This is a genomic window from Streptomyces sp. NPDC005803, from assembly GCF_040630435.1.
Classification (GTDB): Bacteria; Actinomycetota; Actinomycetes; order Streptomycetales; family Streptomycetaceae; genus Streptomyces.
Genome location: NZ_JBEXXO010000005.1, coordinates 365,183 through 378,152 on the forward strand (window position 1 = coordinate 365,183; position 12,970 = coordinate 378,152).

12 protein-coding genes are annotated in these 12,970 nt (G+C 72.1%); 5 read left to right on the plus strand and 7 right to left on the minus strand.

The genetic code is table 11. From position 1 onward, the window contains the following. Positions 1–31: 31 nt before the first annotated feature. The 5 genes from ABZ454_RS10465 to ABZ454_RS10485 all read right to left on the minus strand — a co-directional run bounded on the left by ABZ454_RS10465 (position 32) and on the right by ABZ454_RS10485 (position 5,961). On the minus strand, positions 32–661 hold the full coding sequence (locus tag ABZ454_RS10465) for a DUF4291 domain-containing protein (protein ID WP_359537104.1): 630 nt from the start codon (positions 659–661) through the stop codon (positions 32–34). Between the two features lie 154 nt (positions 662–815). Then, positions 816–2,243 carry a DUF6177 family protein gene (locus ABZ454_RS10470; protein ID WP_359537107.1) on the minus strand — a complete coding sequence of 476 codons (1,428 nt, stop codon included), beginning with the start codon at positions 2,241–2,243 and terminating at the stop codon, positions 816–818. Between the two features lie 460 nt (positions 2,244–2,703). After that, a complete protein-coding gene (locus tag ABZ454_RS10475; protein WP_356322698.1) occupies positions 2,704–3,351 on the minus strand; it encodes a pentapeptide repeat-containing protein in 648 nt (215 codons plus the stop codon). Beyond that, the gene (locus ABZ454_RS10480) at positions 3,332–5,581 is read right to left on the minus strand and encodes a hypothetical protein (RefSeq protein WP_359537110.1); all 2,250 of its coding nucleotides are present in this window, start codon (positions 5,579–5,581) and stop codon (positions 3,332–3,334) included. Before ABZ454_RS10480 ends, ABZ454_RS10475 begins: the two co-directional genes overlap by 20 nt. Continuing rightward, a complete protein-coding gene (locus ABZ454_RS10485) occupies positions 5,578–5,961 on the minus strand; it encodes a DUF6507 family protein (protein WP_356322696.1) in 384 nt (127 codons plus the stop codon). Before ABZ454_RS10485 ends, ABZ454_RS10480 begins: the two co-directional genes overlap by 4 nt. Before the next feature lie 387 nt (positions 5,962–6,348). On the opposite strand from ABZ454_RS10485, the gene ABZ454_RS10490 reads away from it, so the two are divergent. Further along, a complete protein-coding gene (locus ABZ454_RS10490) occupies positions 6,349–7,059 on the plus strand; it encodes a VC0807 family protein (RefSeq protein ID WP_356322695.1) in 711 nt (236 codons plus the stop codon). A gap of 164 nt (positions 7,060–7,223) precedes the next feature. Here ABZ454_RS10490 and mmsA read toward each other — a convergent pair whose 3' ends face one another. Together mmsA and iolB are read right to left on the minus strand one after the other, a co-directional pair. After that, positions 7,224–8,723, minus strand: coding sequence for a CoA-acylating methylmalonate-semialdehyde dehydrogenase (gene mmsA, locus ABZ454_RS10495; protein ID WP_359537112.1), 1,500 nt, complete (start codon positions 8,721–8,723; stop codon positions 7,224–7,226). Positions 8,724–8,929: 206 nt separating this feature from the next. Next, positions 8,930–9,811, minus strand: a complete 882-nt coding sequence (iolB, locus tag ABZ454_RS10500; RefSeq protein WP_359537113.1) for a 5-deoxy-glucuronate isomerase — start codon at positions 9,809–9,811, stop codon at positions 8,930–8,932. A gap of 201 nt (positions 9,812–10,012) precedes the next feature. Here iolB and ABZ454_RS10505 point away from each other — a divergent pair, with 201 nt between their 5' ends. From ABZ454_RS10505 to ABZ454_RS10520, 4 genes are all read left to right on the plus strand, one after another. After that, the gene (locus tag ABZ454_RS10505) at positions 10,013–10,384 is read left to right on the plus strand and encodes a peptidoglycan-binding domain-containing protein (RefSeq protein WP_359537115.1); all 372 of its coding nucleotides are present in this window, start codon (positions 10,013–10,015) and stop codon (positions 10,382–10,384) included. Positions 10,385–10,613: 229 nt separating this feature from the next. Beyond that, entirely contained in the window at positions 10,614–10,811 is a 198-nt protein-coding gene (locus ABZ454_RS10510) for a MerR family transcriptional regulator (protein ID WP_356322691.1), read from the plus strand. Positions 10,812–10,988: 177 nt separating this feature from the next. Next, entirely contained in the window at positions 10,989–11,297 is a 309-nt protein-coding gene (locus tag ABZ454_RS10515; RefSeq protein ID WP_359537118.1) for a heavy-metal-associated domain-containing protein, read from the plus strand. Between the two features lie 105 nt (positions 11,298–11,402). After that, positions 11,403–12,970 (plus strand): heavy metal translocating P-type ATPase (locus ABZ454_RS10520; protein ID WP_359537120.1); only part of this gene is annotated, 1,568 nt, incomplete at its 3' end.

Below are 12,970 nucleotides of genomic sequence, written 5' to 3' on the forward strand. Positions count from 1 at the left end.
TCCCCCTCGGCCGCCCCGCGCACCCCGTGCCTCAGCACGATGGTCGCACCACCACCCGCTCGACCGGGCCGGTTCCCGGGGTTCCCGGCGGCGCCGGGTAGGGCCGTTCCTCCGGCAGGAGCCGGGTCGCCGCGTCGGTGTCGCCCGACCTGGCCAGCTCGTGGATCTCCCGGGCGAGCGGGGTGACGTCGCGGATCGCCACGGTCCACTCGTCCGCGTACCGCCGCGCCGCCTCGCCCGCGAGGCCGAGTTGGAGGGAGCGGTACGGGAGCCGGTTCAGGTGCAGGTCGCGCTCGGGGTCCCACTGGACGCGGGCCGGGGCGCTGCGGAGGCCGCGCTGCCAGGTGGCACGGTCGGGGTGCACGCCCCGCTCGTAGTGCGACAGTTCGGCGTCGGCCAGTGCCCGGTCGAAACCCTCGCGGGTGATCTCGACGGCCAGGACGGTCTCCTGGCCCTCCTTGGTGGCCCACCCGCAGCGGTACATCATCCACAGGAAACTCGGCTTGATCCATGTCATGCGGTCCCGCTTCCAGGCGGGCGGGAAGCGGCCGTCACGGGCGGCGGGGAGGCCGAGGGGCGGGGCGTACGCCTGGTAGACGGTGACGGTCGTGTCGGTGTGGAGCGCGCGGATCTGGTGCTGCGGTGGGGTCGGGGCGGTCATGGCGTCATCCCAGCACCGCCGGGTCACCGCGGTCGAGCGGATTTCGCGATCCGTCCTGGCGTTCGCAACGCCCCTGCCCTTGCCCGGCGGCGGGGCCCATGGGTGCGCCCCGCCTCGCCCGGACCGTGCGACCGAACCCCTCAGGTCCGCCCGTCTAGGCGGGCGGCGCTCCGCGCAGGTGACGCATGAGCTGTTCGAGGGCGGTCCAGCTCTCGGCGGTCTCGCCGTCGCCGAGCGGGTAGTAGTAGCCGGGCCGGGCGCTCGGGCCCAGTTGTACCGGGTTCTCCTTCAGCGGTGTCCTGCCCGCGGTGTCGCGCCCGGCCTCGCGCACCTCGGCGGGGCCCAGCACATAGGCGTACGGCAGCGGGGGGTGCTCGAAGTGGGGTGGGGCGCTCAGGTCGCGTCGGGCTGCGCGCAGTTGGCACAGCATGGTCGTCAGGCCGTGCCGGGTCACCAGCTCACCGGCCAGTCCCGGCAGTGCCTCCAGGGCCGGCTTCTCACCGGGGCCGTAGCCCACGGTCAGGGTGACGTCCTCCTCCACGCCCTCGGGGGTGCGGGTGACGCGCAGGGTGGCGACCGCGGGCCGGTCCGGGGTGCCGACGACGACGGTCCAGGTGGGGCGGGGGGCGCGTGCGTACGCCAGCTCGGTCAACTGCCGCCGGGACCAGGTCAGTCCGGCGGGCTCCGACGTCCCCCAGCCTGCCGGGGGAGCACCGGTCAGCGCCTGCCAGGCGGTCTCCAGCGCACCGCCGAGAACGAGGTCCGCGGCGGGAGGGTGCTGGGTGCGGAAGGAGACGATGAGCTGACGTTCGCCGGTGGGCCGGACCTCCGTGAAGGCGTCCGCCACCGGGGTCTCACCGCTCGCGTCCCGGTCCGGGCGGAAGGCGTCGTCTTCCCAGGTCAATACCGCACCGGTCAGCCCGTCGTAGTAACCGCACCGCTCGTCCTGCACCACCCAGCGCGCGGGTGTGGACTCCAGCAGCATGCTGGTCGGCAGGGAGAGGCGGCAGTGCGGCGGGGTGACGATCTGCAGGGAGCGGTCGCTCTCCACGGTGGCCCGCAGCGCTTCGGAGAGCCAGCTCGTCATGGGGACGACCGGCCGGTCCTGGAGGACGACGGCGGCCTGGTCGGTGAGCATGTCGACGGCGGGCTGGGCGGCGGCGGGGACGGGCACGGCGGTGATGCCCGAGATGTCGACGGGGCTGGCCGCCCCGACGGTGCCGGGGGCGTCCGGCGGCCAGACCCGGCCGCCCAGGAGCATGGTCAGCCGGGCCGCGAAGGCGCCCGCGAGCCGCTCGGCCTGCGGGACACCCGCGGCGGCGCGGGCCTCGACCCAGTACGCCGGGCCGTCGCCGGACGGCTCGGCGCCGGGTCCCAGCAGCCGGGCCGCCTCGCCCGGTACCCGGAGCATCAACGGCACCTCGATCGAGACGAGCGGCCGGCCCTCGCCGTCGCACAGCTGGACCACGGCGCCCTCACCGGTGGTGTCGACCCGCAGGTCCGGGCCGCCCGCGAGCAGCCCCGCCAGAACGCTCAGCGCGTCCGGCATACGCTCGGTGAGCGCGATCACGTCCTTGGTCATGCGGTGCTCCTGTCGGTCATGTGGGGGCGGCTGTCGTGCTGCTGCGACGCCGGGCGGGGAGGGACGGCCCGTACGTGGCCGCCCCGCCGGGCAGCCTCATTCCGCGACGCGCGCGTTGCTGCCGGACCGGCCGGGGACGGGGCCGCCTTTCGGGTGGCACGGGTGTCGCACCTCTTGTGGACTCCGTAGGCCTCCCTCGTCGCCGACCGTCACGAGGGAGTGAGCCGAACCGCCGGACCTCCGGCCCCCGCACGGAAGGCCACGCTGACCGCGTGGTCCCCCCGCGCGGGCGCCGGGGCAGGGCTCCCGGACGGCCGGCTCACCGTGAGCGTCCCGTCGACAGGTTCCATGACGCACAAGAGGGCGCCGCCTGCGGGGAAGTTCGGGCCGGTCGAGCCGTCGTTCCAGGGTCTGCTCTCCGCCCAGGGACCGGACCGTTCTCCGCCCGACCGGTCACGGCCTACTGCGGTGCGCTGCCCGGAGGAACGACCTGCACCTGTCCGCCCCGCTCGGCGATCCACGCTTCGAGTTCCGCACCGGCCAGTTCCCGGGACGACGCACCGCTGACGACGGTGACGGGGCCGAAGACGGTGCCCGTCAGGCCGCGCACCACCGTGGTGTCGTCGATCGTGACCTTGAAGGTGTTCCCGAACAGGACCGCGTCGCTCAGGTCCGCGCCCCTCATGTCGACGCCGAAGAGCGAGGCGCCCATGATCCGCGTGCCCCTGAAGCTCGCTCGCGACGCGTCGACCTCATGGAGCGAAGCATTGGTCATGTCAGCACCGTCGAGCCGCGCAGACCGGAGTACGGCCCCGTCCAGGTTCGCCCTGACGAGGTCGGCCCCCGTCAGATCCGCACCCGTGAGGTCCGCCGACTGCAGGTCGGCGCGGTAGAGGATCGCTCCCGCGAACGGCACGCCTGCCAGGACCGCCTGAGAGAACCACGCCTTCGTGAAGTCGCCGCCCGAGAGGTCGGCGCCCCGGAAGTCGTGCTCGATGCCGAAAAGGCTGAAACCCTCGTCAGGAACCCACTCCCGCAACAGACGTGTCGCTTCGGGATCGGCTGGAAATGCCGTCGGCTTCCAGTTCTTACGGGTACCAGATGACATGATCTCCCCAACCGTGGCTGTCGACGATTCCCTTGACGCTGTCGATCGCCGCTTGGTCCGCGTTCCGCACGTCGACTATGACGACGCGATGCTTTTCGACGATCTGCTCCGTAAACGTATTCACCCACGTCTGGACGTGCCTGGCCGGGTTGTAGGCACCGGGGAACGGTCGGGCGAGAAGGCGCGGATCCCGAACATTGTTGAAAGGGGGCCAGTATGAATGGACGCCCTTGATGTCATAGTACTTACCCGTGGTCGCGGAGTAGAACTCGCCCATATCCGCTACCTCCGGGCGGCGGATGTCCGCCGGGAGACGCCCCTGCTCACGCAGGTCGAGGCCCACGCGAGCCTCGTCCATCGAATCGGGGGTGACTTTGCCCCGGTGATCCGGGTCGTGCTTCAAGTGGTCGAATTCGTCCGGAGCCCGTGTCTCCACCTCCTCCAGATGACCCCACTGCCCGGCCCGCTCCTCGGCTGTCAACGCCGGCAGCGGCTCGTTCACACGCTCCCCACCGCCATGGGCGCCCTCCCCAGGACCGTCGCCACCGGCACCCGGGTGCTCCCCGTGACCGCTGTCGCCCGAGGAGGGGCCGTCCGCACCGGTGCCGCCGCCCGGCGTCTCCGCGCCGCCGCCGTGCACGCCCGGACCATGGCCGCCCACGTCGTGGCCGCCGTGTCCCGGAGTGCCGTGACCGCCCCCGCCCGGCGTGGTGTGCGTCCCCCCGCCGCCGCCGGTGCCCGACCCGCCCCCCGCAGGGTGCTCCGCCGCGTGCCCGCCCGTGGCCGGTGTGTGGTGCGTGCCTTCACCCGTCGGGTGATTCGCCCCGTTCGCCGAGTTCTCGACGCGGCTCGGCCCGCCCGCGCCCTCCAGGACCTTCTCCCTGTCGGGGACGGTCTCGTGCGGGTTCGACAGGTCGTTCTTGTGGGGCTCCCTCACGGGGTCGGACACGACGTTGCCGTGCTCGTCCCGGATGAAGCCGTCGGCGCCGACGACGCGCTTGTTGCCCGCGGCGTCGACGTACTCGCGGCCGGGGATCGCGGGGACCTCGCCCGGGTGCGGCGCCGTCCCCGCGGGGAGGTTGCGGGCCATGTCGTCGACCCCCGCCTGGCTGGTCTTCAGGCTCTCCAGGAGGTCGCCGACCTTCAGTTTGGTGACGCCGGCCGCCTTGCCGAGGTAGCTCATCGGGTCGACGAGCGCGCCCGCCTTGCCCACCGCGGTCACCGCCTCGGCGCCCACCGTCAGCTTCCCGGCCTTGCCGAGTTTGAGCAACGAGCCCGAGCCGAGGGTCACGCCGTTGAACAGCACCGTCCCGAACGCCCGCGAGGGGTCCTTGCCCCACTCGTCCCACGCCACCAGCGACTTGCCGAAGTTGCGCAGGGCCGCCTTCTGCTTGTCGGTGTCGCTGTGGTCGACCGGGCCGAACATCTTGTCCATCGCCCAGTCGTAGGGCGTCATGATGTAGGCGCTGATCCCGCCGAAGACATCACCGATGCCCGACCAGGTCTTCTTGAAGTTGTCCCAGTCGAACACGTTGACCATGCTGCCCAGGCCCTTGATCGTGCCCCAGACACCGTCGACGAAGAACCCCTTCAGCGCACCGCCGACATTGTCCTTCGTCCACTCCCAGGCAGCCCGCAGCCCGGTGTACTCACGCTCGTCGACCGTCCCCCACGGCGTCTCCTTGGCGTCCTTGACGTCGCTTTCCTTGAAGCCGTACATGCCGGCCTTGTGCGAACCGTCGTCCACGACGAAGTGTGTGCCGCCCACCAGCGCGGTGATCTTGTTCGCGGCATCGCGCTCGGCGCCCTGGAACGCCACCCACGTCGTGCCGACCTCGCTGACGAGGCGTTCGTTCTCGTCGATCTTGTCCTGGTCCTGCTGCCAGTCGTCGTCGTCCTTGTTGTCCGCGACGAACTTCTCCGCGTCCGCGCGGAGCTGCTTCATCTTGTTCACCAGCGGACGGGCGGTCGTGGCGAAACTCGTCAGCGCGCCGCTGACGGACTCCAGCTTCGTCGCGAAGGCGTCCGCCTTGTCCCGCACAGGAATCGTCGAGTTGAGCAACTCCTCCTGCTCGGGGGCGTCGTACACCGGGTCCAGCCCCTGGAACGCGTCGTGCACGTCCTTGCCCGTGTCACGGATGCTGGAGGCGGTCGTCTTCAGCGAAGCCGCATGCGTCTCCAACGTCTCCAGGTCACCCGTGAAGGTCGGTATCTTCCCGAGGTCGATCACTTCTTGGGCCCCTTCATCTCTTCCGGGGTCGGAGCCTTGGAGTACTGCTCCTGTTTGTTCTTCGCCATGTCCAGGTCGCCCTTGAGGTACTCCTCGGTGGCCAGGCGCGCCCCGGTCATGGACTTCCCCGTCCGCACGGGCAGGAACTTCACGTCGTCGTTCGTATGGAGCTGGAACTCCTGCAACGCCTGGGCCACGGGACCGAACGCACCCCCCTCGGGGATCTCGGTCCCGCCCAGGACCATCGTGCCCGCACACGTCGCGGACCCCACCAGGCCGTCCCCGTACGCCGTGAACTCCGCCTCGAACTTGCTTGCGGCCTCAGCGGTCTTGCCGAGGACCCCACGAACACCATCCGGCTTGATGTCCCACTTGGACACGTCGCCCCCCGTTCCGCCGTTCTGCAAAAACGTTTCTGGTACGCCACGGCGCACCCTCGCCATCCTGCACCGGCAGGACACGTCGATCAAACCCGTGTTGCCGTCCGCGAAGTGAGAGAGGCCTCACCCGCCTGCCCGGTGCGCCGTGGAGCGCGTCGGTCGCACCGGTGCGGTCCGTCCGGAACGGGGAACGGGCCGTCTTCGTCGGGTGGTTGAAGCCTGGTACGCCGGAGTGCGCGCGGGGCGGGGCGTGTCACCGGCGGACACTGACATTCGTCATACGGAGGTCGGTACACCCGGCTCTGCCGCGGGCCGGGGTGCGGGGGCCAGTCTTTACGTATCGGAAGCGGGAGCCGCAAGGGCCTCGCGATACGGGAGGAACCCGACATGAGCAGCCCGGCCGCCACAGTCACCGCACCTGTCGCCGACGCTCCGGCCGGCGCTGTTCCGTTCTCTCCGCGCAAGGCGCTGCTCGACAGCATGATGCCGCTGCTCGTCGACGTGGGGGTGCCGCTCGTCTCGTACTACCTGCTGAAGGCGGCGGGGATGGGCACGTTCGGCGCGCTGGCCTGGAGCAGTGTGGTGCCGGCGGTACGGACGGTGTGGGGCGTGGTGCGCGACCGGCAGCTCAACGGGCTCGCGGCGCTGATGGTGACGGTCAACGTGGTGGGGCTGGCGCTGAGCCTGATCGCCGGTGACCCCCGGCTGATGCTCCTCAAGGACAGCGGGGTGAGCAGCACGATCGGGCTGGTGATCCTGGTGACCGCACTGCGGGGGCGGCCGATGATGACGGCGGGGCTGCGGCCGTGGCTGACGCGGGGCGAGCCGGCCAAGTCCGCTGCGTGGGCGCGGCTTTCGGAGCATTCGCAGGCGTTCCGGCAGGCCGAGGTGCGGTTCTCGGCGGTGTGGGGTGCGGCGCTGCTGGGCGAGTGCGTGGTGCGGGCCGCGGGGGCGTACACCGTGCCGGTCGGGACGATGGTGTGGGCCGGGACGGTGATCATGGGGGTCGCGATGGTGCTGGCGTTCGTCGTGTCGGGCCGGATCGCGGTGGTCCCGATGGAGCGGATGATCGAGGAGGCGGCCGGAACGGGTCGCTGACCTCCCTGAAGACCACTGCAGGGCCGCCCCGGGGGAGCGGCCCTGCAGTGCTGTGCGGGTCCGGTTCAGTGGTTGCTGAGGGAAGCCCAGGTCTCCGGTTCAGTGGTGGCTGGGAAAGCCCGGGTCCGGTTCAGTGGTTGCCGGGGGTAGCCCAGGTCTCCGGTTCAGTGGTGGCTGGGAAAGCCCAGGTCGACGCCGGCCGGGGCATCGGCCGGGTCCGGCCAGCGGGTGGTGGTGACCTTGCCGCGGGTGTAGAAGTGCACGCCGTCGTTGCCGTAGATGTGGTGGTCGCCGAAGAGCGAGTCCTTCCAGCCGCCGAAGGAGTGGTAGCCCACCGGCACCGGGATCGGGACGTTGATGCCGACCATGCCGGCCTCGATCTCCAGCTGGAAGCGGCGGGCGGCGCCGCCGTCGCGGGTGAAGATCGCGGTGCCGTTGCCGTACGGCGAGGCGTTCATCAGCGCGACCCCCTCCTCGTACGTCTCGACGCGCAGCACGCACAGGACCGGGCCGAAGATCTCGTCCTTGTACGCGTCCGAGTCGGTGGAGACGTGGTCGAGGAGGGAGAGGCCGATCCAGTGGCCGTCCTCGAAGCCCTCGACCGTGTGACCGGTGCCGTCGAGGACGACGTCGGCGCCCTGGGCGGCCGCGCCGGTGACGTACGAGGCGACCTTGTCCCGGTGGGCGGCGGTGATCAGCGGGCCCATCTCGGACGTCGGGTCGGTGCCGGGACCGATCTTGATCTTCTCGGCGCGGTCCTTGATCCGGGCGACCAGGTCGTCGGCGACGGAGGCGACCGCGACGACCGCGGAGATCGCCATGCAGCGCTCACCGGCGGAGCCGTACGCGGCGGAGACCGCGGCGTCGGCGGCGGCGTCGAGGTCCGCGTCCGGCAGGACCAGCATGTGGTTCTTCGCGCCGCCGAGCGCCTGGACGCGCTTGCCGTTGGCGGACGCGGTGGCGTGGATGTAGCGGGCGATCGGGGTCGAGCCGACGAAGGAGACGACGGAGACGTCCGGGTGGTTCAGCAGGCCGTCGACGGCGACCTTGTCGCCGTGCAGGACGTTCAGGACGCCGTCCGGCAGACCGGCCTCGGAGGCCAGCTCGGCCAGCAGGTTGGCGGCCGACGGGTCCTTCTCGCTGGGCTTGAGCACGAAGGTGTTGCCGCAGGCGATGGCGAGCGGGAACATCCACATCGGCACCATGGCCGGGAAGTTGAACGGGGTGATGCCGGCGACGACGCCGATCGACTGGCGGATCGAGGAGACGTCGACCCGGGTGGAGACCTGGGTGGACAGTTCGCCCTTCAGCTGGGTGGTGATGCCGCACGCCAGCTCGACGATCTCCAGGCCGCGGGCGACCTCGCCGAGCGCGTCGGAGTGCACCTTGCCGTGCTCGGCGGTGATCAGGGCGGCGATCTCGTCGCGGTGGGCGTCCAGCAGCGCACGGTAGCGGAAGAGGACCGCGGTGCGGGCGGACAGCGACGAGGTGCCCCATGTCGCGTACGCGTCCTTCGCGGCGGCCACCGCGGCGTCGACCTCCGCGGGGGAGGCGAGCGCGACCTGGGTGGTGACCGCTCCGGTGGCCGGGTCGGTGACCGGGCCGTAGTTGCCCGACGCGCCCTCGACGGTCTTGCCACCGATCCAGTGGTTGACGGTCTTCATGCTGTGACTCCTTCAGAGGTGGCGGCGTCGGTCGGTGAGGCGTTCGTGCGTACTCTTCCCGTGCTGTGACCGCCGACGGGCTGGTGGCCTTTCGGCTGTGCGGCCATCCCACCACGCCCGCGCGCGAGGGGGGCCCGACACTGTGTCTGCCGTTTCGGTGCCGTCGTAGACACAAGGAGGCGCGGGGCGGACGGCCGGGGGCCGGGTCACGGGGCCGGCTCCGTGCCGTGGAGGGGGAGCCTCGGGTCCACGGGCTGCGCGGGCCAGGTGTCCCGGATCCAGCGGTGGTCGGGGTGGTCGCGGATCAGCCACTCCCGCTGCTCCCCCGGGCCCGCCATGACGTTGAGGTAGTACAGCGTGCGGCCGGGCGGCGCGATGGACGGGCCGTGCCAGCCGTCGGGGATGAGGACGGCGTCGCCGCTGCGGACCTCGGCGAGGACGTCCGTGCCACCGGGACGGGACGGGGAGACGCGGTGGTAGCCGACGCCGTCGTCCGCCACCTCGAAGTAGTAGATCTCCTCCAGGACGGACTCCTCGCCGGGGCGGTGCTCGTCGTGCTTGTGCGGCGGGTAGGACGACCAGTTGCCGCCCGGGGTGAGGACCTCGACGGCGATCAGCCGGTCGCACTCGAAGGTGTCGGCGGCGGCGAAGTTGTTGACCTGGCGCGAGCAGTTGCCCGCGCCGCGCAGCTCGACGGGTACCTCCGGCGCGGGGCCGTAGCGAGCGGGGAGTCGTCGCTCGCACCTCGCTCCTGCCAGGGCGAAGCGGCCACCTGCGCCGGAGGCGATCTGTGCGTGGGCGTCACGCGGTACGTACGCGAAGTCGGATACCCCGCTGAACACGCTCTTCCGGCCCAGCAGTTCAAAGATCTCATCTGAGATGTGCACCGTACAGCCACCGGTCAACGGCAGTACGATCCACTCGCTCTCCCCGGTGACGAGTGTGTGAACTCCTCCTGGCTCCAGCTCCACCACCCGCAGGCTCGACCGCTCCCAGCCGGCTCGCTCCGGGCCGATGTCCAGGGCGTAGGGACCGCTCGCCGCAGTGCCCGCGGGCAGGTGGTGTGCCGGCTCTCCATGCATCGTCATGCCCCTTCCCTACCCGCCGCGCCCGGTCCGAGCGCACCGATGCCGCGTGGCGGGCGCGGCCCCGACGCCGGGGAGCCGGCGTCGGGACGACACGCCGATGAGACGCCGGGAGTGACGCGACGGCGGTACGCGGTGTTGTCCTCGACGAGAGGACGGGGCCCCGCCGCCGCCGTCACCGCACCGTACGAGGAGTACCCCACCGTGATCCGCACGACTCCGCCGTTCCCTCGCGCGGCCCGGGCCTCGGCCCTGGCCGCGTTCGTCCTGGCCACCGCTCTGTCCGTGGCCCCCGGCGCCGCAGCCGACGAGAGCAACGCGACCCCGCCCGGCTCCAGCCCGGTCTGCGCCTTCTACGACGGGGACGGGCCGACCGCCTTCGGCGATCGGGGAGAGCGCGTCTCCCAGGTGCAGTGCATGCTCGCCAACCGGCGCTACCTGCCCTGGGAGGCGGTCGACGGCGTGTTCGGCCCGGGGACCCTCGCCGCCGTCCAGCGCTTCCAGGCCGACCACCCGCCCCTCCTTCCGGACGGCCGCGTCGGCCCGCGCACCTGGTCGGCGCTCTGGCACGCCTGACGACGAGGGCGTGCCGGTCCCCGGACCCGGCGCCGGCACGTCCTGGAGGCCTCCTCCTCGTCACGGCATGTCTCCGTTACGCGGGTTTTACGTCACAGGCGCTCGACAGCCCCGCCCCGTGCCCCGTCCCCCTCGTTCACCGGACAGAGGCTGAGTGATCGGCAGCGTCCGTGCCGCAGTTCCCCCGACGGCCCCCAGGCCGCCGCTGCGGCGCAGAGAGGTGGCACGCATGACGGACAGGCAGCTCTGGTCGTACAAGGACATCGCCGCGCACATCCGGGTGCAGCCGGACACCGTCCGCTCCTACCGCAAACGAGGTCTTCTCCCGCCACCGGATCATCTGGAGGGCGGCAGGCCGCACTGGTACGCGGACACCATCCGCTCCTGGGTCGCCGCCCGTCCGGGGAACCGGGGCCGGCGGGAGTGACCGGCGGACCGCCCCCGCCCCGAATGGCCGACCGAAGGGCCGGCCGACGCTCCGGTCACTCGCATTCATACCCCCTAGGGGTATATAGTCGGGAGTGTGGAGGCGCACCGGCCTTCCCGGAGTCCCCGTGGGCCCCTGCCGCCACATACATTTGTGATCGTCGAAGAGGAGAACACGATGACCGCCGAGACCCAGCTCCCCCAGGCGACCGCCTCCTGCTGCTCGCCCAGCGGCTCCTGTCACGACGGTGCGGGCGCGGACGCCGGGCGGGGCGGCGTGACCACGGTCTACCAGGTGACCGGCATGACCTGCGGACACTGCGAGGGCGCGGTCTCCGAGGAGATCTCCGCCATCGAGGGTGTCACCTCGGTGAAGGCGGTGGCGTCCACGGGGCAGGTGACGGTGGTCTCCGATGCCCCCCTGGACGAGGAAGCCGTGCGCTCCGCCGTCGACGAGGCGGGCTACGAGCTCACCGGCCGGGCCTGACCGCATCGGGATCCACGGCACCCGCACCATCCCTTTGCCGCCGGGCCGGGCCGACCAGCAGATACTGGTGGGGCACGGCCCGGTCGGCGTTTCAGGAGTTCGGACATGCACAGCGCAACAGACGTCTCGGCCCCGGCGGCGGAGGGCTCGGAGGCCGAGCTCACGATCGGCGGGATGACCTGCGCGTCCTGCGCGGCCCGCGTCGAGAAGAAGCTGAACCGGATGGACGGGGTGACCGCCACCGTCAACTACGCGACCGAGAAGGCCCGGGTCGCCTTCGGCCCCGGCACCGGCCTCGCGGATCTGATCGCCACCGTCGAGAAGACCGGTTACACGGCGCAGCCGGTGCGCCGCCCGGCGCCGGCTCCCCCGCCCGCTCCCGCTCGGACGCCGGCACCCGCCGCGCCGGACAGCACGGCGATCACCCCTGCCCCGGCGCCCGGCGCCGGGACCGAGCACGCCGCCGGCCCCGGCAGCGGCTCCGGCACCGAGGTCCGGACCGGGACGGCGGCCGGGACCGGTGCGGGGACCGATGCCGTGGCCGCCGGGACCGGCGCGGGGACCGATGCCGTGGCCGCCGGGACCGGTACCGGGACGCAGCCCGGGGGCGAGACCGGCCCGGAGGCCCGGAGCGGCGCGGGGGGCGCCCCCGCCTCCGCCCTCGCCTCACTGCGTCAGCGGCTTCTGGTCTCGGCGGTCCTCGCCGCCCCCGTCGTGGCACTCGCGATGATCCCCGCCCTCCAGTTCGACAACTGGCAGTGGCTCTCCCTCACGCTCGCCGCGCCCGTCGTCATCTGGGGCGGACTGCCCTTCCACCGCGCCGCCTGGACCAACCTCCGGCACGGCGCGGCCACCATGGACACCCTGGTGTCGGTCGGGACCCTCGCCGCCTTCGGCTGGTCGCTCTGGGCGCTGTTCCTCGGCGACGCCGGGATGCCCGGCATGCGGCACGGCTTCGACTTCACGGTCTCCCGCACCGCGGGCGCCTCCACGATCTATCTGGAGGTCGCGGCAGGGGTCGTCACCTTCATCCTGCTGGGCCGCTACCTGGAGGCCAGGTCCAAGCGGAAGGCCGGCTCCGCCCTGCGCGCGCTGATGCACCTGGGCGCCAAGGACGTCGCGGTCCTGCGGGGCGGTGCGGAGGTGCGCGTCCCGGTGGGCCGGCTCGTCGTCGGCGACCGCTTCGTCGTGCGCCCCGGCGAGAAGGTCGCCACCGACGGCGCCGTCGTCGAGGGCGCGTCGGCGGTGGACGCGTCCCTGCTCACCGGGGAGTCCGTCCCCGTCGACGTGCGGCCCGGGGACCCGGTCACCGGCGCCACCGTGAACGTCTCCGGCCGGCTCGTCGTGGAGGCGACCCGGGTCGGCGCCGACACTCAGCTGGCCCGGATGGCCCGGCTCGTCGAGGACGCGCAGAACGGCAAGGCCGAGGTGCAGCGGCTGGCCGACCGGATCTCCGCGGTGTTCGTCCCCGTGGTGCTGGTGATCGCCCTGGCCACCCTCGTCACCTGGCTGCTGGTGACGGACGACGTGACGGCCGCGTTCACGGCCGCCGTCGCCGTACTGATCATCGCCTGCCCGTGCGCCCTGGGCCTGGCCACCCCGACCGCCCTCATGGTCGGCACCGGACGCGGCGCCCAGCTCGGCATCCTCATCAAGGGCCCCGAGGTCCTGGA

Excerpts from the sequence above, each read along its gene's own strand:
- iolB (WP_359537113.1), bottom strand. The coding sequence starts at position 9,811 with ATGACGATGCATGGAGAGCCGGCACACCACCTGCCCGCGGGCACTGCG.
- ABZ454_RS10470 (WP_359537107.1), bottom strand. The coding sequence starts at position 2,243 with ATGACCAAGGACGTGATCGCGCTCACCGAGCGTATGCCGGACGCGCTG.
- ABZ454_RS10515 (WP_359537118.1), top strand. The coding sequence starts at position 10,989 with ATGACCGCCGAGACCCAGCTCCCCCAGGCGACCGCCTCCTGCTGCTCG.
- ABZ454_RS10475 (WP_356322698.1), bottom strand. The coding sequence starts at position 3,351 with ATGTCATCTGGTACCCGTAAGAACTGGAAGCCGACGGCATTTCCAGCC.
- ABZ454_RS10490 (WP_356322695.1), top strand. The coding sequence starts at position 6,349 with ATGAGCAGCCCGGCCGCCACAGTCACCGCACCTGTCGCCGACGCTCCG.
- ABZ454_RS10510 (WP_356322691.1), top strand. The coding sequence starts at position 10,614 with ATGACGGACAGGCAGCTCTGGTCGTACAAGGACATCGCCGCGCACATC.
- ABZ454_RS10465 (WP_359537104.1), bottom strand. The coding sequence starts at position 661 with ATGACCGCCCCGACCCCACCGCAGCACCAGATCCGCGCGCTCCACACC.
- mmsA (WP_359537112.1), bottom strand. The coding sequence starts at position 8,723 with ATGAAGACCGTCAACCACTGGATCGGTGGCAAGACCGTCGAGGGCGCG.